This window comes from Pseudomonas sp. GT1P32, assembly GCF_054897805.1.
The window spans coordinates 5,971,065-5,997,063 of sequence record NZ_CM142704.1 but is presented as its reverse complement, the minus strand read 5'-3'; the positions used below and the strand labels follow the sequence as shown (position 1 = coordinate 5,997,063).

General features: G+C 60.1%; 18 protein-coding genes and 1 riboswitch. Of the genes, 2 read left to right on the top strand and 16 right to left on the bottom strand.

Annotation, left to right across the window (positions count from 1 at the left end; genetic code table 11):
* Window positions 1-40: 40 nt before the first annotated feature.
* Window positions 41-2,659 (bottom strand): alanine--tRNA ligase, encoded by a 2,619-nt coding sequence (gene alaS, locus ACYZUC_RS27455; protein WP_461991662.1) that lies wholly within the window; start codon window positions 2,657-2,659, stop codon window positions 41-43.
* Window positions 2,660-2,805: 146 nt separating this feature from the next.
* On the bottom strand, window positions 2,806-3,810 hold the full coding sequence (gene ltaE / locus ACYZUC_RS27450) for a low-specificity L-threonine aldolase (protein WP_461991660.1): 1,005 nt from the start codon (window positions 3,808-3,810) through the stop codon (window positions 2,806-2,808).
* A 197-nt stretch (window positions 3,811-4,007) separates the two neighbouring features.
* A riboswitch (FMN riboswitch) is annotated at window positions 4,008-4,179 on the top strand.
* Between the two features lie 102 nt (window positions 4,180-4,281).
* Between ltaE and ACYZUC_RS27445 the strand changes: the two genes are divergently transcribed.
* Window positions 4,282-4,791: a 6,7-dimethyl-8-ribityllumazine synthase gene (locus tag ACYZUC_RS27445; protein WP_008033105.1), complete on the top strand. Its 510-nt coding sequence runs from the start codon at window positions 4,282-4,284 to the stop codon at window positions 4,789-4,791.
* A 157-nt stretch (window positions 4,792-4,948) separates the two neighbouring features.
* Here the strand turns inward: ACYZUC_RS27445 and astE are convergent, their stop codons facing one another.
* The 7 genes from astE to ACYZUC_RS27410 all read right to left on the bottom strand — a co-directional run bounded on the left by astE (window position 4,949) and on the right by ACYZUC_RS27410 (window position 12,769).
* Window positions 4,949-5,959 carry a succinylglutamate desuccinylase gene (gene astE / locus ACYZUC_RS27440; protein WP_461991658.1) on the bottom strand — a complete coding sequence of 337 codons (1,011 nt, stop codon included), beginning with the start codon at window positions 5,957-5,959 and terminating at the stop codon, window positions 4,949-4,951.
* Between the two features lie 12 nt (window positions 5,960-5,971).
* A complete protein-coding gene (locus tag ACYZUC_RS27435; protein WP_008033108.1) occupies window positions 5,972-6,259 on the bottom strand; it encodes a hypothetical protein in 288 nt (95 codons plus the stop codon).
* A gap of 20 nt (window positions 6,260-6,279) precedes the next feature.
* Window positions 6,280-7,626 (bottom strand): N-succinylarginine dihydrolase, encoded by a 1,347-nt coding sequence (gene astB / locus ACYZUC_RS27430; RefSeq protein WP_461991656.1) that lies wholly within the window; start codon window positions 7,624-7,626, stop codon window positions 6,280-6,282.
* Window positions 7,627-7,765: 139 nt separating this feature from the next.
* Window positions 7,766-9,235, bottom strand: coding sequence for a succinylglutamate-semialdehyde dehydrogenase (gene astD / locus ACYZUC_RS27425; RefSeq protein WP_280164039.1), 1,470 nt, complete (start codon window positions 9,233-9,235; stop codon window positions 7,766-7,768).
* On the bottom strand, window positions 9,232-10,257 hold the full coding sequence (gene astA, locus ACYZUC_RS27420) for an arginine N-succinyltransferase (RefSeq protein WP_461991654.1): 1,026 nt from the start codon (window positions 10,255-10,257) through the stop codon (window positions 9,232-9,234). The genes astD and astA overlap by 4 nt, the downstream gene beginning before the upstream one ends.
* Before the next feature lie 71 nt (window positions 10,258-10,328).
* A complete protein-coding gene (gene aruF, locus ACYZUC_RS27415; protein WP_008033116.1) occupies window positions 10,329-11,348 on the bottom strand; it encodes an arginine/ornithine succinyltransferase subunit alpha in 1,020 nt (339 codons plus the stop codon).
* Between the two features lie 200 nt (window positions 11,349-11,548).
* Window positions 11,549-12,769: an aspartate aminotransferase family protein gene (locus ACYZUC_RS27410; RefSeq protein WP_008033117.1), complete on the bottom strand. Its 1,221-nt coding sequence runs from the start codon at window positions 12,767-12,769 to the stop codon at window positions 11,549-11,551.
* A gap of 287 nt (window positions 12,770-13,056) precedes the next feature.
* On the opposite strand from ACYZUC_RS27410, the gene ACYZUC_RS27405 reads away from it, so the two are divergent.
* Entirely contained in the window at window positions 13,057-17,772 is a 4,716-nt protein-coding gene (locus tag ACYZUC_RS27405; RefSeq protein WP_461991651.1) for a dermonecrotic toxin domain-containing protein, read from the top strand.
* A 1-nt stretch (window position 17,773) separates the two neighbouring features.
* Here the strand turns inward: ACYZUC_RS27405 and argR are convergent, their stop codons facing one another.
* From argR to acs, 7 genes are all read right to left on the bottom strand, one after another.
* Window positions 17,774-18,754: a transcriptional regulator ArgR gene (argR, locus tag ACYZUC_RS27400; RefSeq protein WP_461991649.1), complete on the bottom strand. Its 981-nt coding sequence runs from the start codon at window positions 18,752-18,754 to the stop codon at window positions 17,774-17,776.
* A 231-nt stretch (window positions 18,755-18,985) separates the two neighbouring features.
* Window positions 18,986-19,750, bottom strand: coding sequence for an ABC transporter ATP-binding protein (locus ACYZUC_RS27395; protein ID WP_461991647.1), 765 nt, complete (start codon window positions 19,748-19,750; stop codon window positions 18,986-18,988).
* Window positions 19,751-19,777: 27 nt separating this feature from the next.
* Window positions 19,778-20,890, bottom strand: coding sequence for a M14 family metallopeptidase (locus tag ACYZUC_RS27390; protein WP_461991645.1), 1,113 nt, complete (start codon window positions 20,888-20,890; stop codon window positions 19,778-19,780).
* 1 nt (window position 20,891) lies between these two features.
* Window positions 20,892-21,590, bottom strand: a complete 699-nt coding sequence (locus ACYZUC_RS27385) for an ABC transporter permease (RefSeq protein WP_110964516.1) — start codon at window positions 21,588-21,590, stop codon at window positions 20,892-20,894.
* A complete protein-coding gene (locus ACYZUC_RS27380) occupies window positions 21,587-22,276 on the bottom strand; it encodes an ABC transporter permease (RefSeq protein ID WP_007951063.1) in 690 nt (229 codons plus the stop codon). Before ACYZUC_RS27380 ends, ACYZUC_RS27385 begins: the two co-directional genes overlap by 4 nt.
* A 90-nt stretch (window positions 22,277-22,366) precedes the next feature.
* On the bottom strand, window positions 22,367-23,140 hold the full coding sequence (locus ACYZUC_RS27375) for an ABC transporter substrate-binding protein (protein WP_461991642.1): 774 nt from the start codon (window positions 23,138-23,140) through the stop codon (window positions 22,367-22,369).
* A gap of 680 nt (window positions 23,141-23,820) precedes the next feature.
* On the bottom strand, window positions 23,821-25,776 hold the full coding sequence (acs, locus tag ACYZUC_RS27370; protein ID WP_192417029.1) for an acetate--CoA ligase: 1,956 nt from the start codon (window positions 25,774-25,776) through the stop codon (window positions 23,821-23,823).
* Between the last annotated feature and the right edge of the window lie 223 nt (window positions 25,777-25,999).

The window sequence follows — 25,999 nt, the reverse complement described above, 5'->3', positions numbered from 1 at the left end:
GTTCCGGCCCACCACTAGACTGTGGGCCGCAGACACTGCCTTATAAACCCTGCTCTACAAATGGAACAGTCAGGGCCAATGCCGCATCCAGTGCGCCAGCGTCAGTACCACCGCCCTGCGCCATGTCTGGACGACCACCGCCCTTCCCGCCCACTGCCGCAGCGGCTTGCTTCATCAAATCACCGGCTTTGAGTTGGCCAGTCAGGTCTTTGGTTACGCCTGCAACCAGAACGACCTTTTCCTCATGGACACTGCCGAGCAGGATCACTGCGCGGCCGAGTTTGTTTTTCAGTTGATCGACCAGCGCCAGCAGCGCCTTGCCGTCCTGACCGTCCAGACGCACGGCCAGTACTTTCACGCCTTTGACGTCCAGGGCGGAAGCCGACAGATCGTCGCCCGCCGCGCTGGCAGCCTTGGCCTGCAACTGCTCGAGTTGCTTCTCCAGCAGACGGTTGCGCTCCAGCACAGCCGACAGCTTGTCGATCAGGTTGTCGCGGCTGCCCTTGACCAGGCTGGCCGCTTCCTTGAGTTGTTCTTCGGCAGCGTTCAAGTATGCCAGCGCCGCAGCGCCGGTGACCGCTTCGATACGACGCACACCGGAAGCCACACCGCCTTCGCTGATGATTTTCAGCAGGCCGATGTCACCGGTACGGTTGGCGTGGATGCCGCCGCACAGCTCGACGGAGAAATCGCCGCCCATGCTCAGTACGCGCACGTTGTCGCCATACTTCTCGCCAAACAGCGCCATGGCGCCTTTTTGCTTGGCGGTTTCGATATCGGTTTCTTCGGTTTCAACAGCCGTGTTCTTGCGAATCTCGGCGTTGACGATGTCTTCCAGTGCCTTCAACTGCTCAGGCTTGATGGCTTCGAAGTGGCTGAAGTCAAAGCGCAGGCGCTGACTGTCGACCAACGAGCCTTTCTGCTGGACGTGATCGCCCAGCACCTGACGCAATGCAGCGTGCAGCAAGTGAGTGGCCGAGTGGTTCAGCGATGTCGCGTGGCGCACGTCGGCTTCGACGTGGGTCTCGACCGGCGAACCGACAGTCAGGCTGCCCAATGCCTGCACACCGTGGTGCAGGAACGCGCCACCGGTCTTGGTGGTGTCGCGCACATCGAAACGGCCGATGTTCGATTGCAGGTAACCGCAGTCGCCAATCTGACCGCCGGATTCAGCGTAGAACGGGGTCTGATCGAGAACGATCACGCCCTCTTCGCCTTCACTCAAGACGTCGACGGACTTGCCTTCTTTATAGATGGCGACAATTTTCGCCGAACCACTGGTGGCCTTGTAGCCGGTGAATTCGGTCGCCACGTCAACCTTGACCAGGGTGTTGTAGTCCAGACCGAACGAACTGGCGGAACGGGCACGGACGCGCTGGGCTTCCATTTCGCGTTCGAAGCCGGCTTCGTCGACGGTCAGGTTGCGCTCGCGGGCGATGTCCGCGGTCAGGTCCATCGGGAAACCGTAGGTGTCGTAGAGTTTGAACACTACGTCGCCTGGCACCACGGTGCCTTTGAGTTCCAGCAGATCCTGCTCGAGAATCTTCAGGCCGTGCTCCAGGGTCTTGGAGAACTGCTCTTCTTCGGCCTTGAGCACGCGCTCGATGTTGGCCTGTTGCTTGTGCAGTTCCGGGAAGGCTTCACCCATCTCGGCCACCAGCGCGGCAACGATCTTGTAGAAGAAGCTGCCGGTCGCGCCCAGCTTGTTGCCGTGACGGCACGCACGACGGATGATCCGGCGCAGGACGTAACCGCGACCTTCGTTGGACGGGATCACGCCATCGGCGATCAGGAAACCGCACGAACGGATGTGGTCGGAAACAACCTTGAGCGAAGACTGGTCGCCATTTTCGCAGCCGATGGCTTCAGCCGAAGCTTTCAGCAGGTTCTTGAACAGGTCGATGTCATAGTTGGAATTGACGTGCTGCATCACCGCACTGATCCGCTCCAGGCCCATGCCGGTATCCACCGACGGCGCTGGCAACGGATGCAACACGCCATCGGCGGTGCGGTTGAACTGCATGAAGACGTTGTTCCAGATCTCGATGTAACGGTCACCGTCTTCTTCCGGCGAACCCGGTGGGCCGCCCCAGATGTGGTCGCCGTGATCGTAGAAAATCTCTGTGCAAGGGCCGCACGGGCCGGTGTCGCCCATGGTCCAGAAGTTGTCGGACGCGTATGGCGCGCCTTTGTTGTCGCCGATACGGATCATGCGCTCGACCGGTACACCGATCTCTTTGGTCCAGATGTCATACGCTTCGTCGTCGGAGGCGTAGACGGTGACCCAGAGTTTTTCCTTCGGCAGTTTCAGGACGCCGGTCAGGAAGGTCCAGGCGAAGGTGATCGCGTCGTGCTTGAAATAGTCACCGAAGCTGAAGTTACCCAGCATTTCGAAGAAGGTGTGGTGACGAGCGGTATAACCGACGTTTTCCAGGTCACTGTTCTTGCCACCGGCACGCACGCATTTCTGGCTGCTGGTCGCACGGGTGTACGCACGTTTTTCCTGGCCCAGGAAACAGTCCTTGAACTGGTTCATCCCCGCGTTAGTGAACAGCAGGGTTGGGTCGTTGCCCGGAATCAAAGAGCTGGAGGCTACACGAGTGTGGCCTTGCTCTTCGAAGAAGCGAAGGAAGGCTTCACGGATTTCTGCGCTTTTCATTAGGTTCTTCCACGGAGGCTGCGGCCAAAGGCCTGTGCGAAACGTCAACAGACGAAGCGACGGCAAAGGGCCGCATTATATCGGCCCAGCGCGCGGGGTACAGCGTGTTTATACGATAGAAACGGTCAATTGGACGGCTAACGCGGTCAGTTGCGCGAAAACTCGACGAATGTCGCGACGACTTGCTCGATTTGCGCACGGCTGACGTCCATGTGCGTGACCATTCTAAGGCGGCCGGCGGCGCTGAGTTTGATCCCGCGCTCGGCGGCAAAGGCCTTGATCGCCTCGGCCTTGTCGCCCATCTGCACATAAACCATGTTGGTTTGCACCGGCTCGACTTCGTAACCGGCTTTTCGCAGTCCGTCCGCGAGGAATTGCGCGTTGGCATGGTCGTCGGCCAGACGCTGGACGTTATTGTCCAGAGCGTACAACCCCGCCGCCGCCAGAATCCCGGCCTGACGCATGCCGCCGCCGACCATCTTGCGCAGACGGCGCGCCTTGCCGATCAGCTCGACCGAGCCGCACAACACCGAACCGATCGGCGCGCCCAGCCCCTTGGACAGGCAGACTGACACCGAATCGAAATGCTGGGTGATTTCCCGGGCATCGACACCCAGTTTGACTGCCGCGTTGTACAGGCGAGCGCCGTCGAGGTGCAGTTGCAACCCGTGTTCGCGAGTGAAACTGCGCGCCCGGGCCAGATACTCCAGCGGCAGAACCTTGCCCTGCATGGTGTTTTCCAGCGCCAGCAAGCGGGTGCGGGCGAAATGGAAATCGTCCGGTTTGATCGCGGCAGCCACCTGAGTCAGGTCCAGCGAGCCGTCGGCCTGCACTTCCAGCGGTTGCGGCTGAATCGAACCAAGCACCGCCGCGCCGCCACCTTCGTACTTATACGTGTGCGCCTGTTGGCCAACGATGTATTCGTCACCGCGCTCGCAGTGCGCCATCAGGCCCAGCAGGTTGCTCATGGTGCCGGTCGGCACGAACAGCGCCGCGGCAAAGCCCAGGCGTTTCGCCAACTCGGCTTCCAGACGATTGACCGTCGGATCTTCACCGTAGACGTCGTCACCGATGGCCGCGTTGGCCATTGCGTCGAGCATCCCTGGAGTCGGCTGAGTGACGGTGTCGCTGCGAAGATCGATAACGCTCATGAATCTGGCCTCGGTAAGCAGGGGAAAATCCCTTTCGGAATGGAGTTACTGCGGTCATGTCGACGAATAATCAACCCTTGGGCGAGGAAAAGACGCAGCAAGTGAGCGAAAAAGTCGATAGCAATCATCAGATAGCAGCAATGCACGGCTGAGAAATATGTGTTAAAAACGCTGCGCCGCCAGACAATCTGTCGGCAAAACGTTCTCAGGGCGGGGTGCAACTCCCCACCGGCGGTAATTGCGCGCAATGCGCATAGCCCGCGAGCGCTTGGCGACAGGCACGGCTTCGGCGGTGTTTGAAGGCAAGGTCAGCAGACCCGGTGTGATCCCGGGGCCGACGGTCATAGTCCGGATGAAGAGAGAACGGGATTGGCGCCAAAGGACCGTCCGCAGGCATTCGTGCGAGCGTGCGTACCCTTAAATCCCATTCGATTCATATGCCCTGTTTTTTACATAAACAGGAGTCAGAACATGCAACCCACCGCAATCGACAGCAAAAGCAAACACCATCAGGGCGAGCGCGTTGCGTTCATCCAGGCCTGCTGGCACAAGGAAATCGTCGATCAGAGCCGTAAGGGCTTCGTCGCAGAAATGATTGCTCAGGGTTATCAGGAATCCGACATCGACTTCTTCGAAGTCGGCGGCGCCTTTGAAATGCCCCTGCACGCCAAGTTGCTGGCCAAGACCGGCCGTTATGCCGGTATTGTCGCGGCAGCCCTGGTGGTGGACGGCGGGATCTACCGCCACGAATTCGTCGCCCAGTCTGTGGTCAGCGGCCTGATGCAGGTTCAATTGGAAACCGAAGTGCCGGTGTTCTCGGTGTCCCTGACCCCGCACCACTTCCATGCCGGTGAAGAGCATCAGAAATTCTTCTTCGAGCATTTCGTGCACAAAGGCCAGGAAGCGGCGAAGACATGCGCGGATACGCTGAGCAAGATTCGGGCGTTGCGTCGTACTGAGCCGCGTGCAGTAGCCGTCTAAACCCGAAATCTGCTGCTTGGGTGCGGTTTTATGACCTCACCCAAACCCACTGTGGGAGCGGGCTTGCTCGCGAATGCGGTGTATCAGTCGACAAATACGTTGACTGGCACACCGCATTCGCGAGCAAGCCCGCTCCCACATTGGTTATGAGCTGTGTTTAGGCCAGGTTTTCGTCGGTGGTCGGCACGATCAGGATGCCGGCGCGTAGGCCGTTCTTGACCTTGGGGTTCGGGAAGATAATCCGCGCGCCCTCTTCTTCGATGATCCAGCGCGTCTGGGCGATGTCTTCGGCCAGCAGATAACCCACTTCCAATTCCGAAAAATTCTCGATGTCCGCCGGCAGGTTCAAGCGGAAGCTATCGCTGTGCTTGATGATTTCCCGCGCCACGCTGAACAACTGCAACCCATCCAGCGCCTCTTCGGTCATCTCTGGCTCGGTGCCTTCGATGATCTGTTTAAGGCGGGTTTCCAGCAGGGAGACGTTGACCCCGTCGTTTTGCCCGAACGGCCGCGCCTTGCCCAACTCCAGGGTGAAAGACTCGGCACCCAGCTTGTCGTAGGTGTAGGAACTGAAAACGATGGATGGCTTGTTTTGCAGCAGTACCGCTTCCATACCGGCGGCACGCAGGCGAGCCAGTTCCTGACGGGAATGCTGGCGATCTTCTTTCCACGGATACAACGCAAACTGCTCGATTTTCGAGCCACGAATCGCGGTGTGCAGGTCGTAATGCAGACGCTCGCGATCCGGCAGGCTGAAGAAACTGGCGGCCAGCCGCTCCAGTTCACAGGCGCGCAGGGCTTCGGAGCCGCTGGTTTGTTCGTGACGGCCGTTGAACAGCCGATTGACGTCCTGCTCGATGAAGCGCTCGCCCTTGCGAATCGCTTCCGGGTTGCCAAACAGGAACAGAATACGTGCGCGCGGCTTCAAGTCGCCGCGAGCGATGTCATGCAACAGGCGATCGAGCAACTCGATCGGCGCTGTTTCGTTGCCATGGATCCCGGCTGACAGCAGCAGGTCCAGGCCATTGTCGCGAGCCTCAGGTGGCCGGACTTCCAGCGCACCTTCGCTCAACCAGCGCATGCGCACGCCTTCGACAGTCAGTTGAGTCTTCTCCGCCGGTTCGCGGCCGGCGAGGGTCAGTTCAAGCAGTTTGCCGAGGGCGAGCATAGAGCGGTTTCCTTAGTGGTCGTGGGCGCAATCCGGGCCGTGCACGTGGTCTTCGTCGCCGACTTCAGCCGGTTCCATTTCCAGTTGCAGACTTACCAGATTAGTTGCCAATGGGCGCAGCAGCAGGTTGGCGTATTCAGCGTCACCTTCTTCGACGTCCACGCCGATCAGCAATTGGCCGCGGCCATCGTGCTGAATCCACAGCTCTTTGCCTTGCCAAATGACAGCGACGCGGGTGCAGGAAGTTTCCAGTTGCGTGCCGTCGGTGTCTTCAAGGATCAGCTGCAGGGTATCGCTCATGTGTTTTACGCTCTCGACGTTCAATTGATCTGGAATGGATAAACCGCGCCCAGTTTAAGGATTTGCGTCAGTTCATCCAGTGCCGTCCGGCACTCAAGCAACAATTGCGGGTCCGCAAGGTCGGTTTCGGCCATGCGGTCGCGGTAGTGCTTTTCGACCCATTCGGTCAGCGTGCCGTACAACGGTGCCGTCATGATAACCCCTGGGTTGACGGCCGCCAGTTCGGTTTCATTCAGCGCCACGCGCAAGCGCAGGCACGCCGGGCCACCGCCGTTCTGCATGCTTTGTTTCAGATCGAAGACTTTGACTTCGCGGATCAGGCCGCCAGAACTGGTCAGGCTTTGCAGGTACTGCCAGACGCGTTCATTACCACGGCACTCTTCCGGCACGATCAACAGCATCGAGCCGTCAGGACGCGACAGCAACTGGCTGTTGAACAGGTAGGAGCGCACCGCGTCTTCAACGGTAACCGCCGAACGGGGTACACACACCGACTGGAATTTCCCGCCGACCTTGGCGAGTTTGCTTTGCAGCTCGGCCAGCATCTGCTCGGTGTCGAGGAACGCGTCCTCGTGATAGAACAGCACCTCGCCGTTACCCACCGCGATCACGTCATTGTGGAACACGCCCTGATCGATCACCGAAGGATTCTGCTGGGCGTAGACCACGCCGTCATCGCTCAAACCGTGCAGACGAGCAACGGCTTGCGAGGCTTCGAGGGTCTGGCGCGCCGGGTATTTCTGCGGTGCCGGGTAGCGGTTATCGAACGCGCTGCGACCGAACACAAAGAACTCGACGCCGGCTTCACCGTATTCACGGCAGAAACGCGTGTGGTTCGCTGCGCCTTCGTCACCGAATTGCGCCACGGCCGGCAACGCGGCGTGGTGAGCGAAATGTTTCTGGTCAGCGAACATCGCGCCCAGCACGCGGCTGGTGGTCGGGTGCTCGATACTGCGGTGGTATTTGCAGTTGAGGTTGGCGGCGGTGAAATGCACGCGACCGTCGGCGGTGTCGGCACTCGGGCTGACCGTGGCGGCGTTGGCTACCCACATGCTCGACGCCGAGCAACTGGCGACCAGCAACGGCATCGCGTCTTTCGCAGCCTGCTCGATCACTTGCGCGTCGGTGCCGCTGAAGCCCAGGCGACGCAGGGCGGCGACATCAGGACGCTCTTGCGGAGCCAGAACGCCTTGTTGAAAGCCCATTTCCATCAGCGCTTTCATTTTCGCCAGGCCTTGCAGCGCAGCTTCCTTCGGGTTCGAAGACTGCTGGCTGTTGCTCTGGGACGCGACGTTGCCGTAGGACAGGCCGCCGTAGTTATGGGTCGGCCCCACTAGACCGTCAAAATTGACTTCATAGGATTTCATCAGCGAGGCTCCACGAGAATCTGTTTTTATAGGCTTCAGGTAACAATTCAGTACGACCGAGTTGCGGCCTTCGCGGGCAAGCCTCGCTCCTACAGGTTCAATGGGATCCGTAGGAGCGAGGCTTGCCCGCGAATGGGCGCTACGCCATCTTCACGCCGGGCGTGAGGGCCGCTGGCAAGGTCAGGCTCGGCGTTTCCAGCGAGGCCACCGGGTACGCGCAGTAATCTGCCGCGTAATAGGCGCTGGCGCGGTGGTTGCCCGAGGCGCCGACGCCGCCGAACGGTGCGCTGCTTGCAGCACCGGTCAGCTGTTTGTTCCAGTTGACGATACCGGCACGGCTTTCCAGCCAGAACTGCTGATAACGCGCTTCGGAATCCGACAGCAAACCGGCCGCCAGGCCATAGTCGGTGTCGTTGGCTTCAGCGATCGCCGCTTCAAAATCAGCGTAGCGGATCACTTGCAGCAACGGGCCGAACAGCTCTTCGTCAGGACGATCGGCAACGGCGGTCACGTCCAGAATACCTGGAGTCAGCAACGCGGCTTGTGCCTGAGGCTGAGTCATTTCCAGCAACGTCACGGCGCCATTGGCCAGCAGATGTTCCTGCGCATCCATCAGCGCTTTCGCAGCGCCAAGGGAAATCACCGAGCCCATGAACGGCGCAGGCTGCTGATCGAACGCACCGACTTCAATCGTCGAGCTGACCGCCACCAGACGCGCCAGGAGCGTGTCGCCCCAGGCGCCCTGCGGCACCAGCAAGCGGCGGGCACAGGTGCAACGTTGACCGGCAGAAATGAAAGCGGACTGAATGATGGTGTACACCGCGGCATCCAGATCAGCGACCTCATCGACCACCAGCGGGTTATTACCACCCATCTCCAGCGCTAGGATCTTGTCCGGACGACCGGCAAACTGCTGGTGCAGATGATTGCCGGTGCGGCTCGAACCGGTGAAGAACAGACCGTCGATACCCGGGTTCGCCGCCAGGGCGATACCGGTTTCGCGAGCGCCTTGCAGCAGGTTCAACACGCCGGCCGGCAAACCGGCTTCGATCCAGCACTTGACCGTCAGTTCGGCGACTTTCGGGGTCAGCTCGCTCGGTTTGAACAGCACGCTGTTACCGGCCAGCAGCGCCGGCACGATGTGACCGTTGGGCAAGTGACCCGGGAAGTTGTAAGGACCGAACACCGCGACCACGCCGTGTGGCTTGTGGCGCAACACGGCGGTGGCGTCGCCCAGCGGGCCGCTCTTCTCGCCGGTGCGTTCGCGGTAGCTCTGCACCGAAATCGCAATCTTGTTGACCATGCTGGTCACTTCAGTCGCCGCTTCCCACAGCGGTTTACCGGTTTCTTCACCGATGCAACGCGCCAGTTCGTCAGCGTTGTTTTTCAGCGCGCCAGCAAAGGCTTCCAGCACCGAAATACGTTCTTCCAAAGTACGACGGGCCCAACCCGGAAACGCCTGACGCGCGGCTTGCACGGCGGACTCAACCTGAGCGGCGGTAGCGCCCTCGCCGGCCCACAGCACTTGCTGGGTCACCGGGTTCAGCGATTGGAAGGCTTCACCCTGACCGGCCAGCCATTCACCTGCGATGTATAGCGAATTCATTATTTCGACTCCCGAGCAGCAGACAACGGAACGGCGCGCACTTGATCGCCGGCGTTGAGATGAAGACGTTTGGCGGTCAGCGGATCGACGACCAAAGTGCCAGCGGCGAAGCGTGCTGGCGCGGCAGTGATCCGGCAGTCTTCACGCTTGCGGTTGTGAATCAGGAAAGGCGTGGCGTCGTCACCCGGCGTGCCGATGGCCAACACCAGCGCCTGGCTGTCGCGCACGGCGCGGATCTTGCCGGTTTCGCATTCCACTGCCGGGCCGGCGTCGAAGATGTCGACGTAGCCTTGATAGCTGAAACCTTCGCTCTTGAGCATGGCCAGAGCCGGCTCGGTGTCCGGGTGAACCTGACCGATCACGTTGCGCGCATCCGGCGACAGGAAGCAGGTGTACAGCGGGAATTTCGGCATCAGTTCGGCGATGAACGCCTTGTTGCCCACGCCGGTCAGGTAATCGGCCTGGCTGAATTCCATTTTGAAGAAATGACGACCGAGGCTTTCCCAGAATGGCGAACGCCCGGCTTCGTCAGACACGCCGCGCATCTCGGCGATGATCTTGTTGCCAAACAGTTGCGGGAACTCGGCGATGAACAGCATCCGCGCCTTGGCCAGCATGCGGCCGTTGAGGCCCGTGCGGAAATCGGCGTGCAGGAACAGCGAGCACAATTCCGAGTTGCCGGTCAGGTCGTTGGCCAGGAACAGCGTCGGGATTTCGCGGTAGATGTTCAGCTCTTGCGAAGCGCTGACCGTCAGGCCGACCCGGAAGTTGTACCAGGGCTCACGCAGGCCGACGGCGCCGGCAATGGCGGAAATGCCCACCACACGACCGTTGTCGTCTTCGAGGACGAACAGGTAGTCCGCATCGCCGCGCCCGGCTTCACCGCGAAAAGTCTTCTCGGCCCAGCCGACCCGATGGGCCAGACGCTCTTCGTTGGCCGGCAAAGTGGTCAGGCCGGTACCGGTGCTGCGGGCCAGGTCGATCAGAGCGGGTAAATCGCTGCTGCGTACGGGACGAACGATCATGCTATCTCCTCAAACGGGCCGCTTGCGCCACCCGCGAAACACTTGCTGCTTTCTAGGTTGAAAAGCAGGCGTTAAACCGCCACCAGGCGCACGCTTGCACCTTCACCGACGCCCAGGGCTTCGGCCGCTTCCAGATCCAGGGTCACGGGTTTGCCCGGCGCGTAATCGAGCTCGAGCAACACTGCGCGGTAATCCTGCAACTGCGCATTGGCCACCAGGTACTGACGACCGGCACCTTTGACCGGCTCGCCGATTTTCACCGGCACGACACGGCTCTGGGCGATCGAACGGATCCCCGAAACACGCGCATGCAACGTCGGGCCGCCGTCGAAAATGTCGATGTAGTGATCGGTCTCGAAGCCTTCACGCATCAGGATGTCGAAAGTGATCTGCGCCCGTGGGTGCACCTGGCCCATCGCTTCTTGCGCGGAGTCCGGCAGCAACGGCACGTAGATCGGGTAATGCGGCATCAGCTCGGCGAGGAACGTGCGGCTCTTCAGACCGCACAGACGCTCGGCTTCGGCGTAGTTGAGGTCGAAGAAGTTGCGACCGATGGCGTCCCAGAACGGCGAGTCGCCATTTTCATCGCTGTAACCGACGATCTCGGTCACCACGGAATCGGCAAAGCGCTCCGGATGGCTTGCCACGAACAGCAAACGGCCACGGGAGTTGAGCTCGGCCCACGGCGAACCCACCAACTCGCGCTGCACGTAGAAACTGGTCAGCAAGCTGTTGCCGGTCAGGTCGTGGCACTGGGAGAGCACGTGAATCTTGTTATGAATCTTCAGCTCGCGGGAAGCGTGCACGAAGGTTTCATTGCGGAAGCTGTAGAACGGCTCGGAATAACCGGCCGAGGCAACGATGGCCGAGCAGCCGGCCAGTTTGCCGGTGGCGGTGTCTTCGAGGACGAAGAAATAGCTCTCTTCACCGTTGAAGCTGACTTCGGCAGCGAACGAAGCTTCGCTCGCGGCGATCTTGTCGCTCAGGCGTTCAACGTCATCCGGCAAGGAAGTGACACCAATCGGGCTGTCCGCAGCCAGACGCTGTACCTCGCCCAGATCAGCCATTTGCGCGGGGCGCATCACCAGCATGGTGTCACTCCTTTCTCATACTCTTTGAGGAAAATAAGCCGAACCCTGTGGGAGCGGGCTTGCTCGCGAAAGCGGTGTGTCAGACAACAATGATGCTGACTGATACACCGCTTTCGCGAGCAAGCCCGCTCCCACATTTGAACCGGGCCGGCATAGAAATTGGGTTCGACGCCTGAAATCATCAGGCGTCGAAGGGTCTATCAGGCTTGCGTCAGTTTTGCCGCAGCGCGCTCGAAACGATCCAGGCCGGCATCGATATCGGCGTCTTCAACCACCAGGCTTGGCGCAAAACGCACCACGTCCGGGCCGGCTTGCAGGACCATCAGGCCTTCGCGCTCGGCGGCGTTGAAGATGTCTTTTGCCTTGCCTTTCCAGGCCTCGCTCAGCACGCAACCGATCAACAGGCCCATGCCACGAACCTTGGTGAACAGGCCGTATTTCTCGCCGATCTGCTCCAGGCGAGCCTTGAACTTGTCGTGCTTGGCGTTGACGCCGGCCAGCACTTCAGGGGTGTTGATCACGTCGATCACCGCTTCGGCGACGGCGCACGCCAGCGGGTTGCCACCGTAAGTGGTGCCGTGGGTGCCGACGACCAGGTGTTTGGCCAGGTCTTCGGTGGTCAGCATGGCTGCGATCGGGAAACCGCCGCCCAGGCTCTTGGCGCTGGTCAGGATGTCCGGGATCACGCCGTAATGCTGGTAGGCAAACAGATGGCCGGTACGGCCCATGCCGGTCTGCACTTCGTCGAAAATCAGCAGCGCGTTGTGCGCGGTGCACAGGTCACGGGCGCCTTGCAGGTATTCGAGTTCGGCCGGGATAACACCGCTCTCACCCTGGATCGGCTCCAGAACCACAGCGCAGGTCTTGTCGGAAATGGCGGCTTTCAGCGCGGCCAGATCGTTGTACGGCACGTGGGTGATGCCGGTGATTTTCGGACCGAAACCGTCGGAATACTTCGACTGGCCACCGACGTTCACGGTGAACAGGGTACGGCCGTGGAAGCTGTTGAGCGCGGCGATGATTTCGTACTTCTCGCTGCCAAACCGATCATGGCCGACACGACGGGCCAGCTTGAACGCGGCCTCGTTGGCTTCGGCGCCGGAGTTGCAGAAGAACGCACGCTCGGCAAAGGTTGCGTCGATCAGCTTGTGCGCCAGGCGCAGGGCAGGCTCGTTGGTGAACACGTTGGACACGTGCCACAGCTTGTTCGCCTGCTCGGTCAAGGCACCGACCAGCGCCGGGTGCGCATGGCCCAATACGTTAACGGCAATCCCGCCGGCGAAGTCGATCAGCTCGCGGCCAGACTGGTCCCATACGCGGGAACCGGCGCCACGCACAGGAATGAAGGCGGCAGGCGCATAGTTGGGAACCATTACCTGGTCGAAATCGGCGCGTTCTACCGCAGCGTGCTCAACGGACATCGGAGTCTCCTGAAGAGGAACACTCGCCGGAAACTGGCGAGCGATGGGGGGATTGTAAGGACAGTTTTCAGCCCGGCCTTGCCGCCAAGCGACAACTTCTTATAGCGCAAACCCCGGTTTCAGCCGGGTTTACGGCAATGCGACATATAGCGTCGCAAAGGCGCAGTTTAAACCGGCGGCACAGGTTATAGGCAGGCTTGTCGAGCGGTGCGGTAAATATGTACCGCACACCGTGCTTCATCGTTTGTTTTCCTTGGGCTCCATCCAAACGCTAACGGACTAGCGCCATGATTCAGCATGACCCCGAGCTTACGGCTCAGCCAGACGCGCATTTCCAGCATGCGTTCCACAATCTGCCCGACTGGCTATTAACAGCATCGCCCGCTACGCGCACTGCGCTGAAAAGCGCGCGGCTGGACCTCCCTGAATGGCACGCCCAGGCAACCCGCCAGCAGCACCAATCATTGAAAGCGGCCAACACGCACTACCTGGCCCAGCGTAACCACCTGGAATCCATGCTGGATAAATTGCAGAACGCCCGGGACTTTGCCGAACCGCTTCTGCGTGACGCACTGAAAACCCGGTACGGCCTGGAACTGGACGTCAAGACGACCTTCCTGCGCCTGTACATCCCGCAGACCGTTCCGTGGTTCCCGATCAAGACCGGTGCCGCGCGCACCTGGACGGTCTCGCTGCTCGACGCCGCCCTGCACAACTTTCAGGATTCGGAAACCGAAGCGCAGGCTTACGAATCAGCTTCGACGTTCATCACCGAACCCTCGTCCACCGGGCAATTCGATACATTGCCGGCGATCAAGCGCCAACTCTCCATTCAGCACTTCACCCGGTTGTGCAGGGAGCTGGATATCGGCGGTCGATACGAGACCCACCTCAAGGAAAACCTGGGGTTCACCAACCCGGTCGCCGCTGCCGTGTTGAAGTCGAGCGTGATCAAGACGCACAAGGCCGCCCTGCTATCGGCCCTGCATCTGGCTCAAGTCCGGGGCGACCTGCCGCTAGATGCAGGGCAATCGATTCTCGACATTATCGAGGGCCGCGAAAACGTGGGCCTGGACAACTGGCGACTGCACTGTCACGACCTGAGCCTGATGTCTTCATTGCTGACCGGCATCGTCATTTTCGCGCCGCGACTTGAACTCACCTCCCAGCGGTCGCGGATCATCGTCTACATCCCCGACGACCCGGAACACCCGCTCAAACAGTACCCCGACACCCTGGCGTTCATGACCGAGCTGACCCGCAAACTGCGCTCGCCTGCTTACCAGGCGTTCTTCAGCCGGTTCATCGATCATCAGGAACGAGGCCACTTTTTCGCCGACCTCAACAGTCGCCTGCGCGCAGTGACCTGGCATGAACACCAGCGCGGTGATCCGCTGCCAAGCTGGCGCGACACTCCCATCGACAAGCCCAACCTGCAATTCTCGGTGGGCCCGATCAGAAACGATCTGTGGACTCACCTCTACCAGCAGCAATTGAACAAACTGCTCAATGACGCACGCCCCCTTGCGATCTCTACCGCCAGTGCCGACCGAGCGGCACGATGGGCGGCGTGGGACGCCTTCAGCAATGTCGCCAAAAAGATCCTTGAAGTGGCGTCGTTCGTTGCCCTGCCTTTTGTTCCGTTTCTGGGCGAATTGATGCTCGCCTACATGGCCTACCAAGTGCTCGATGACACGTTCGAAGGCATCATCGACTGGGCCGAAGGCCTGAAAACCGAAGCGTTCGGACACTTGATGACGATCGCCGAGACGGTGGTTGAACTCGGGACGTTCGCGGTGGGCGGCGTCATGGCGGCCGGTGCGTTCAATGGCCTCATGTCTCGCGAGGCGGTGACGCTGATCTCCCCGCTCAAACCCATCAAGACAGCCACAGGCAAAACCCGATACTGGAAACCGGATCTCGCGCCGTACGAACAGTCCGTTGATCTGCCGGACGCTGCCAGCCCCGACCCTCTCGGTTTGTATCAGCATGAGGACAAAACGCTGGCGCGCATTGAAGGCAAACTCTACTCGGTAAAACCGGACAGCAAGACTGGCCGCTTTCAGATTCAACACCCGCGTCGGGCCGACGCCTATCAGCCGGCTCTGCGACACAACAACCATGGTGCCTGGCAGACCACACTGGAGCGACCGCTGACGTGGGACCGGGAAACCGTGCTGCGCCGCCTCGGCCAGAGCGTCGAATCGTTCAATGCTGCCGAGCGCGAGCAACTCCTGCAGATCAGCGGTTTTCACGACAACGTGTTGCGCGAGATCCACGTCGAGAATCAGCGCCCACCTTCGCTGCTGACCGACACGATCAAGCGCTTCAAGATCGACCGCGACATTCAGGCGCTGGTCGAGCAGACCGGCAGTGACCATCCCGACCGCTATCAGGCGCTGAACCAGCGCAGATCGCTGTTCCAGTCGCGCTACCGTGAACTTGAAAAAACCGCCGATCGCCACGTTCTGCTACTGCAAGGCGAAGTACAGGGACTGCCCACAGACATCGCGCAAGAATTGGTGAGCAACGCAAGCGGCACCGAACTGAAACAAATGCACAGCGGCCGCTTGCCCCAGCGCCTCAAGGATGTAGCGCTGAAAGCCATGGACGCGGTGCGTGTCGCCAGAGCCTATGAGGGGTTTTATCTGGAGGGCATGGAAACGGCGGACACCCATCGTCTGGCCCTGCACAGCCTTGAGTCACTGCCTGGCTGGCCTGCTCGCCTGCGCATCGAAGTCAGGGAGTTTTCCCACGAGGGGACGTTGCGCGACAGCATTGGCCAGCCCGACGCACCGCTCCTCAAGACATTGGTGCACACCGAGGACGACACGTATCGGCTCCATGAAAACACGGCTCTGCCGGGCGACTTTTATCAGGCCATCCTGTTGGCACTGCCCGACACTGAGCGCACGGCATTGGGTCTTTCCCCTGAAGACGGTCAGCTACTCAAACAACGCATTGCCGAGCATGCGCAGAACAATCCCGCATTGCGCACGCTGCTGGTGAAGCATCCCAACCGAAAACCCTTCTATGACCCGGCGACCATGCGCCTGCCCGGCGGATCGGAGGGTTACCACCGAACAGGTCGCCCCACCCCAACGCTGAATGACAGGGTTCGCGAGGTCTATCCAGGCCTGCCCCAGGATGAACTCCGCGTCGTCGTCGCCCGCTTGCAACGCCACCCCGATGGCGCTCGCGTGGAGCTTTCGCGCCTGAGCAATGAACTCGAACGGCTGCATGAAGATCTGGACACCTGGATAAAGGAAGCCCCCACCGTCCACCCCGAAACCAGACAGCCATTGAGCGAGCTGGAACAACAGGCCCAGCAGCACAACCGCCGGTTGCTGGCTCAGGAGATCCAGCAGAGTTGGCGTCGGCAAACGCAACGGGATCTCGACTCGGCAGAGCACAGTGACCGCTATGTGCTGCGATTCGACGAGCCGATTCTGGGTGAGCTGCCGGTGCTGACGGCGGACTTCAGTCACGTATCGCTGGTCGCCCTTGAAGGCAGTCACGCGGAGCAAGGTGTTCACGGTTTCCTGCAAAACTTCAGCGACCTTCGTCGCCTCGATTTGCGGCGCTTCTCCCTGACCACCCTGCCCGACGCCATCCCACGGATGACCAACCTCGACACATTGGTGCTGAACGAATGCGCGATCAGGATTGATGCAGACGCGTGGTCGAAACTGTCCTCATTGAACAAACTGGTGATGCTGGACCTGTTCCGTAATCCGGTTGATGTGGTACCCGATGTCGGCGCATTTACCGAGCTCGTGCACCTGGACCTGAGCGCAACCGGGCTGACTGAAATCCCCGCCAGTGCTATCACGCACCCCAAACTCGATACGCTCATGCTGATCAATAACCGGATCACCGAGCTACCCGAAGGGGTGTTCGACAGCGTAGTCTACGACAAGCGCGGCGTGCACCTGTCGGACAACCCGCTCGTCGACAGCGCTCGGCAACTCGTCAAGCTGCACTACCTCGAAACCTCATACGATCTGGGCGTCTATGCCCCCGAAGCGGATATCGAACGAGCCAGGGCGCTCTACCCGAACATGGAAGTCGAGCAGGCCAGCGACTTCGTCTACGAACTGCCCGGCACACTGGAAGAGGGCCGAGAGGCGCTGACCCAACTGGAGGCAGAACTGGCTCAATTGAGCAACGATCTGGCGACATGGACAGCCGATCTGCCGCCGCACCACCCGCTAACGGGCGAACCCTTCGATGCCTCCCAGCTGTTTGTCGAACACGCTAATCGCGATGAATTCAAAGAGGCACTGGAACGCTGCTGGCGGCATGACGCCGAACTGGATGATTTCAATGACTCGCTTGAGCCGTCGTTTGAACTCTCCATCCGCCCGGTCATCATCGGGGAACTGCCGACCCTCAGCGCCGACTTCAGCCATGTCTCTGCACTGGAGCTGCACAGTGTCGATGGCGTGACGCGCATCGGGCGTTTTCTGGAATCCTTCCCGAACCTGAAAAGCCTGAGGCTGCGTGACTGCAACCTCGGTGACATTCCCGATGCGCTGTTCAAGATGGGGCAACTCAGGTCGCTGTCGATTCCCAACTGCCGCGTCAGCCTGTCAGTGCAGTCGGTCGGCGCATTGGCGGGAATGGAACAGCTCGAATACCTCGATCTGGGCCTCAACCCCTTGGGGCTGACACCCGACCTGAGTCAGATGCCGGACCTGGCGACCATTCTGCTCAACGACACCGGCATCACCGACATACCCGATGGCCTGCTACAACTGGCCGAACTGGACTGGGCAGACTTGAGCGGCAATGCAATCACCAACGTACCCAGCGACCTGTTGGAGTTGCCCGTGGAAGTGGCCGAGAACATTACGCTGAGGGGCAATCCGTTTACGGAGGAAAGCCTGTTGCGGCTGATCAGTTACTTCGAACGCACACGTGCGGACTTTGGCGTGGAAGAGGTGATCAATCGAGGTGAAATGAACGTATCCACCTCTGAGGGTTCCGAGATCGACGAATAGATCAGCCGCGCTCGGACGGCACCGACGACAACTCGAACGGACTGCTGCTGCGTCGCTGGTTGCGATCTTCCCGCGGCGTGGCACCAAAGAAGTTGCGGTAGGCGCTGGAGAAATGTGGCCCCGAGGAGAAGCCGCACGACAGGCCGATCTGGATGATCGACTTGCTGGTTTGCATCAACATCTGCCGGGCCTTGTTCAGGCGCAGTTCCAGGTAGTACTGGCTCGGCACGCGGTTGAGGTATTGCTTGAAGATCCGCTCCAACTGGCGACGGGACACGCACACGTGCTGGGCGATTTCGTCGGTGGTCAGTGGTTCTTCGATGTTGGCTTCCATCAGCAACACCGCCTGGGTGAGCTTCGGATGGCTGGAACCGAGGCGGTTCTGCAGCGGAATGCGTTGGCGTTCGCCGCCTTCGCGGATGCGCTCGACCACCAGCTCTTCGGACACGGCGCCAGCAAGTTCGGCGCCGTGATCACGGGCCAGCACTGCCAACAACAGGTCGAGAACAGACAGGCCACCGCACGCCGTCAGGCGATCGCGATCCCAGTCGAACAGATGGCTGGTGGCGATGACTTTCGGGAAACGCTCGGCGAAATCGTCCTGCCAGCGCCAGTGCACGGCGGCGCGATAACCGTCGAGCAAACCGAGTTGCGCCAACGGATAAACACCGGCGGACAGACCACCGATCACGCAACCGGCACGCACCAGTTGTTTCAGCGCACTGCTGAGCGCCGGCGCGAGGGTGGTCGGCGGCTCATCGGCGAGCAGGAACAACTTCTGGAAGTTTTCGAGCTTGCCGGCCCAGGGTTCACCCGGCAATTGCCAGGCGCCTTCGGTCGACGGTTCGGCCTGCAGGAACGACAGTTCGTAGACCACGTCCGGATGCACACGCTGGGCAACACGCAAGGCCTCCTCAGCCAGCGCAAGCGTCAGTGCTTTAGTGCTGGGCCAAATCAGGAAACCAATTCGATGGGCAGTCATGGCGGGCAATCCGAAACGAAACAGTGATGAAGGCATGGGCCAATGCTAGCCCGTAAATGAACGCAAATCTCAAAACCTGTAGGAGCCGGCTTGCCGGCGATGGCGGTATGCCTGTGCCAGATATGCAAACTGGCTCACCGCTATCGCCGGCAAGCCGGCTCCTACAAGGAATCGGGGGCGGCCGTTAATTTGCGAAGCATGCACTATCCCGGTGCACAACGGCAGTCTTGATTATTTCAGGCTGCCAGAGAGGAATTGTTGCAGACGTTCGGACTGTGGATTGACCAGCACCTCACGCGGGTTGCCGCTTTCTTCGACGACGCCTTTGTGCAGGAACACCAGCTGGTTCGACACTTCACGGGCGAAGCCCATTTCGTGGGTCACCACCACCATGGTCCGGCCTTCGAGGGCCAGGGCTTGCATCACCTTCAGCACGTCGCCGACCAGTTCAGGGTCGAGGGCCGAGGTCGGTTCGTCAAACAGCATCACCTCAGGTTCCATCGCCAGTGCACGGGCAATCGCCACGCGCTGCTGCTCGCCACCGGACATGTGGCCAGGGTAGGCGTCTTTACGATGTGCCACGCCGACCTTGTTCAGGTAGTGCTCGGCTTTCTCGCGGGCTTCGGCCTTGGACATGCCGAGCACGTGGACCGGCGCTTCCATGATGTTTTCCATCGCGGTCATGTGCGACCACAGGTTGAAGTGCTGGAACACCATCGACAGACGCGAACGCATGCGTTGCAGCTGTTTCGGGTCAGCGGCTTTCAGCGCGCCGTCCTTGTTGGCAACCAGTTTCAGCTCTTCGTTGTTGAGCAGGATCTTGCCCGCGTGCGGCTGCTCCAGCAGGTTGATGCAGCGCAGGAAGGTACTTTTGCCGGAGCCACTGGAGCCGATGATGCTGATCACATCGCCAGCCGCCGCTTTCAGGGACACGCCCTTGAGCACTTCGTGACTGCCATAGCGTTTATGCAGGTCTTGGACTTCAAGTTTGTACATGCGGTCGGTTCTCACAAAAACAGTCAGTCAGTCGTTGAGCAAGCGCCCGTGACGCAGCGCTTCGCGCCCCGCCACCTTGGCCAGCCAGAAACCGGGTTGGGCATAACGCAGCCGTTCAATGGCAAACAGCACCCCGGACGTACCAGCACACACCGTGCTGACCCGATCCGATAACGGATCGATCACTTCAAAAATCTCGTCGCCGGCTTCGATCCACTCACCGGGTTTACGCAGAAAACTGATCACGCCCGGATGCGGCGCGAACAGCAATTCGGTGCCTTCGAACGGCATGCCTTCACACGCGTCCTGCGCAGGTTTTGGCCATTCGCCGCTGATCAATCCCTGCTCGGCGAGGAACGCGAGAATGCCTTCGGCGTAAGCCTCGGCTTCAGCGCGACCGGTGTCAGACTGACCACCTAATTCAATAGTAGTCGCCAGGCACGCCAGTGGAATCTGCGCATCCGGAAACTGACGCGACAGACGCAGCCACGGCAGCGAACAGGCTTCGTCGAAGGAACTGCCGCCGGAATCTTCCGCCAACAGGCCCACTTTCACATTCAGGTGCGCGGCGAGCGAACGCCATTGCGGCCAGTGTTGCGGCAAGGCGTACATGTGCAGCGCGGCTTCGCAATCGCAATGCAGATCAAGCACCACATCAGCGGTGCAGGCATGGCTGAGCAACACGCGCTGCATGCCTTGCAACTGGCTGCTCGCCTCCGGCAGTGCCGCCAGGTGATCGCTCATGGCCTGACGGATCAAGCGGATGTTGGCGTGCGGATCGTCACCCAGATGTCCTTCAAGTTGGGCGGCCACTGGCGCGCTCAGCTCGACGAAATCGCGGTTGAAGTTCTTGCCGCTGCCCGCTTCGAAACGCCCTTGATGACCGCCTTGCAGCAGCTGACCGAGGCCCAGTGGATTGGCCACCGGCACCAGCTCGACCACACCGTTGAGCAAGCCTTGGGCTTCGAGTTCGGTCAGGCGCTTTTTCAGCTCCCAGGCCGTGCGCATGCCCGGCAATTCGTCGGCGTGCAGGCTGGCCTGGATGTAGGCCTTGCGCTCGCCACTACCGAAGCGGAACACCGAAATCTGGCGTTCGCTACCGAGGTGGCTCCACGGCAATGAATGATCGATGCGTTCCATATCAGTGCTTCCGCGGGGCCAGGTAGCCCAGCCAGCGGCGCTCGGCCAGTTTGAACAGCTTCACCAGAATGAAGGTCAGGCACAGGTAGAACACACCCGCGGTGATGTACGCTTCGAACGGCAAGTAGAACTGAGCGTTGACCGTGCGCGCGGCACCGGTGATGTCGATCAGGGTCACGATGGACGCCAGACTGGTGGTCTGCAACATCATGATCACTTCGTTGCTGTACTGCGGCAGCGCCCGGCGCAGGGCCGATGGCAGCAGAATCCGCTTGTACATCTTGAAGCGCGACATGCCCATGGCCTTGGCCGCTTCGATCTCACCGTTCGGCGTAGCGCGCAGGCTGCCGGCGATGATTTCTGCGGTGTAGGCGCTGGTGTTGATCGCGAAGGCCAGGCACGCACAGAACGTCGCGCTGGACAGCCACGGCCACATGAAGCTTTCACGCACCGCCTGGAATTGCGCCAGACCGTAGTAGATCAAAAACAGCTGCACCAGCATCGGCGTGCCGCGGATCACGTAGGTATAGAGCCAGGCAGTCATGTTGACGACCGCGTTCTTCGAGACGCGCATCAAGCCCAGGGGCAAGGCGCACAGCAAACCGAAGAACAATGACAGTGCGAGCAATTTGAGGGTGGTCACCAGGCCGCCGAGGTACAGCGGCAGGGCCTCCCAAATGACGTTGTAGTCGAAGATCATAGATCAGCCGCCCTTACGCCTACCGAGTAGCGCTTCTCAAGGTGACGCAATGCCAGCAACGAGACACTGGTGATCACCAGGTACATCGCGGCCACTGCGAGGAAGAAGGTGAAAGGCTCGCGGGTGGCATCTGCCGCCTGCTTGGCCTTGAACATCATGTCTTGCAGACCCACCACCGAAATCAGCGCGGTGGCCTTGGTCAGTACCAGCCAGTTGTTGGTGAAGCCCGGAATCGCCAGGCGAATCATCTGCGGCACCAACACCCGGAAGAACACCTGAAAGCTGCTCATGCCGTACGCCATACCGGCTTCGGCCTGCCCCTTCGGAATCGCCATGAAGGCACCACGGAAGGTTTCCGACAGGTACGCACCGAAGATGAAACCCAGGGTGCCGATACCGGCGGCCAGCGGGTTCAGGTCGATGTAATCGTCATAGCCGAGCATCGGTGCGACGCGGTTGAGCAGGTCCTGACCGCCGTAGAAAATCAGCAGGATCAGCACCAGATCGGGAATCCCGCGGATTACCGTGGAATACAGATCGCCCAGCCAGGCCAGCCAACGCACCGGCGACAGACGCAGCGCAACGCCGATCAGCCCCAGGACGATGGCCAGGGCCATGGACGACAAGGCGAGCTGAAGCGTCAGCCATGCGCCATCGAGGATGACAGCCCCGTAGCCTTTCAACATGATTCAGATCCTCGAAAGTTGGGATGAAAAAATGGCGCAAACCTCAGAGATCCTGTTGCTTGCGCCATTCGGACTTGTCGCCGGGACGTGTTACTTGCCGTAGATATCGAAGTCGAAGTACTTGTCCTGGATCTGCTTGTACTTGCCGTTCTCGCGAATGGCAGTGATCGCGGTGTTGACCTTGTCTTTCAGCGCATCACCCTTGCGAACAGCAATACCTACGCCGTCGCCGAAGTATTTGACGTCGGTGAAGGCCGGGCCCACGAAAGCAAAACCTTTGCCGGCGTCGGTTTTCAGGAAACCGTCATTCAGCAGCGTAGCGTCTGCCACGGTGCCGTCGAGGCGACCGGCAGCGACGTCGAGGTAAATTTCGTTCTGCGAACCGTACGGCTTGACCTCGGCACCCAGCGGAGCCAGGACTTCGCGGGCGAAACGCTCGTGGATCGAACCACGCTGCACGCCGATGTTCTTGCCCTTCAGCTCGGCCAGGCCTTCGCTGACTTGAGTGCCGGCCTTCATGACCAGGCGAGCCGGGGTGTTGTAGTACTTGTTGGTGAAGTCCACGGACTTCTTGCGGTCTTCAGTGATCGACATCGACGACAGGATGGCGTCGATCTTGCGCACTTTGAGTGCCGGGATCAGACCGTCGAACTCTTGCTCGACCCACACGCACTTGACCTTCATTTCTTCGCATAGTGCGTTGCCGATGTCGTAGTCGAAACCAACGATGCTGCCGTCCGGCGCTTTGGAAGCAAACGGAGGGTATGCCGCTTCGATGCCAATTTTCAGAGGCTTTTCATCGGCGAAGGTTGGCAGGGACAGCACGGACAGTGCCAGGGCGCCAAGCAGCACGAGTTTCTTCATCTTGGGACTCCATCGGTAAAGGGCTAAAACGGCAGAGTGAGCAACAGCCCAATATGCGAATGAGTAAAACCGGAAAGCGGTTGCTGCGTCCTGGGAAACCGGCGTTGTTTTCAACGCGGGCAACGACGAGCGAGTGATCGGCATTCTAACGACAGGCCCGAAGCCGATATTTCTTCAATGCGACAACAAATTACAGAAGCACCGAGAAAGCCGTTTAGGCACGTTGACAGCCTTGCAATTTCATGCAAGAGCAAAAGACAGTGAACCGATCTATATTGCAAATTGCGGGCCTATTATTGGCAAACCCTTCTAATCCGGCAAGCGCAGCGTGGGTTCTTATTTTTTTGCGGGGCTGAAATGCACGGATGCGGGGTTATGGCGTTTCGCAATGCCCCGTATCGGCGCGGGCGGTTACACATTCAGTTACTTGAAGGGTCGTGGGTAACAGTAGGAAATGGACTACGGGGGAAGCCGATAATTATTGGCTGGTGTTTATTGGGTGTCTGACAGATTGCCTTCGCGGGCAAGCCTCGCTCCTACAGGATTCAGGTACACCTCAACCCCTGTAGGAGCGAGGCTTGCCCGCGAAGAGGCCCGAACAGCCAATACAAAACCCTCAGGCATAAAAAAGCCCCACCAGACTCAACACCTGGCAGGGCTCCAATAACGCCAAACGCTACTTACGCAACATTCATCGTCTTGTGCGTATCAATCAAATGCTGCACCACACCCGGATCCGCCAGGGTCGAAATATCCCCCAACCCATCATATTCAGCGGTCGCAATCTTGCGCAGAATCCGGCGCATGATCTTGCCCGAACGCGTCTTCGGCAGCCCCGGCGCCCACTGGATCACATCCGGCGAAGCAATCGGGCCGATCTCTTTACGCACCCAGTTCTTAAGTTCCAGACGCAATTGCTCGCTCGTCTCTTCGCCAGCGATCAACGTGACGTAGACATAAATGCCCTGCCCCTTGATGTCGTGCGGCACACCGACCACGGCGGCTTCAGCGACTTTCGGGTGCGCAACCATCGCGCTCTCGATCTCGGCGGTGCCCATGCGGTGGCCGGACACGTTGAGCACGTCGTCCACACGGCCGGTGATCCAGTAGTAACCGTCCTCGTCACGACGCGCACCGTCGCCGGTGAAGTACATGCCGCGGAAGGTCTTGAAGTAGGTGTCGACGAAACGGTCATGGTCGCCATACAGCGTACGCGCCTGGCCTGGCCACGAATCGAGAATCACCAGGTTACCCTCGGCGACGCCTTCAATGATGTTGCCCAGGTTGTCCACCAACGCCGGCACCACGCCGAAGAACGGACGTGCCGCCGAACCTGGCTTCAGTGCGTGAGCGCCCGGCAACGGGCTCATCATGTTGCCGCCGGTTTCGGTCTGCCACCAGGTATCGACGATCGGGCAACGGGATTGACCGACGTTTTTGTAGTACCAGTCCCACGCTTCCGGGTTGATCGGCTCACCGACCGAACCGAGCAGACGCAAGCTGCTGCCGTCAGCGCCTTCAACAGCGGCCTTGCCCGACGCCATCATCGCGCGGATCGCGGTCGGCGCGGTGTAGAGGATATTGACCTTGTGCTTGTCGACGATCTTCGCCACCCGAGTGATGTCCGGGTAGTTCGGCACGCCTTCGAACAGCAGCGTGGTCGCGCCGTTGGCCAGCGGGCCGTAGACAATGTAACTGTGGCCGGTGACCCAGCCGACGTCGGCGGTGCACCAGTAGATTTCGCCCGGGCGGTAGTCGAACACGCGCTCATGGGTCATGGCCGCATACAGCAAGTAGCCGGCGGTGGTGTGCTGCACGCCCTTCGGCTTGCCGGTGGAACCGGAGGTGTAAAGGATGAACAGCGCTTCTTCGGCGCCCATTTCTTTCGGCGCGCAGACACTGCCCGCCACTTTCATCAGGTCTTCAAACCAGATGTCGCGATGCTGGTTCCACTTGATGTCGCCACCGGTGCGCTTGCACACGATGACTTTCTGGATGCTGCTGGTTTCCGGGTTGGTCAGCGCGTCGTCGACGTTGGACTTGAGCGGGATTTTCTTGCCAGCACGAATGCCTTCGTCCGCAGTGATCACCACTTTCGAGCGGCAGTCGATGATGCGACCGGCCAGGGCTTCCGGCGAGAAACCACCGAACACCACCGAGTGAATCGCGCCGATCCGGGTGCAGGCCAGCATGGCGACCACGGCTTCGGGAATCATCGGCATATAGATAGTCACCACGTCGCCGCGGTGCACATCCTGGCCGCGCAAGGCGTTGGCGAACTTGCAGACTTGTTCGTGCAGCTCGCGGTAGGTGATGTTGCGGCTTTCGGAAGGGTCATCCCCTTCCCAAATGATCGCGATTTGATCGCCGCGCTCGGCCAGATGACGGTCGAGGCAGTTGTAGGAAACGTTCAGGGTGCCATCGGCGAACCACTTGATGTCGACATGGTGATCGTCGAAGGACGTCTGCTTCACCGTGGTGAAAGGCTTGATCCAGTCGAGGCGCTTGGCTTGCTCGCGCCAGAAACCGTCAGGGTTGACGACCGACTGCTGGTACATGGCTTTGTAGGTTGCCTCGTCGGTCAGCGTGTTGGCCGCTACCTCGGGACGAACGGGATACAGAGAAGCCGCACTCATCTTTCTTACCTCGGTGGAATAGTTGTTTTTGTATGGCCCTGTTGTAGCCCGGGCCGGGCCTATAGAACCATTCGACGATGGTAGTAACAAGCCCCTACAAATTATCGTGATAACCCCGCACAAATGTACGCAACCCCTGTAGGAGCGAGGCTTGCCCGCGAAGAACGATAACGCGGTCAACCTGAAAACCGCGTCGCCAACATCGCCAGCAAGCCGGCTCCTA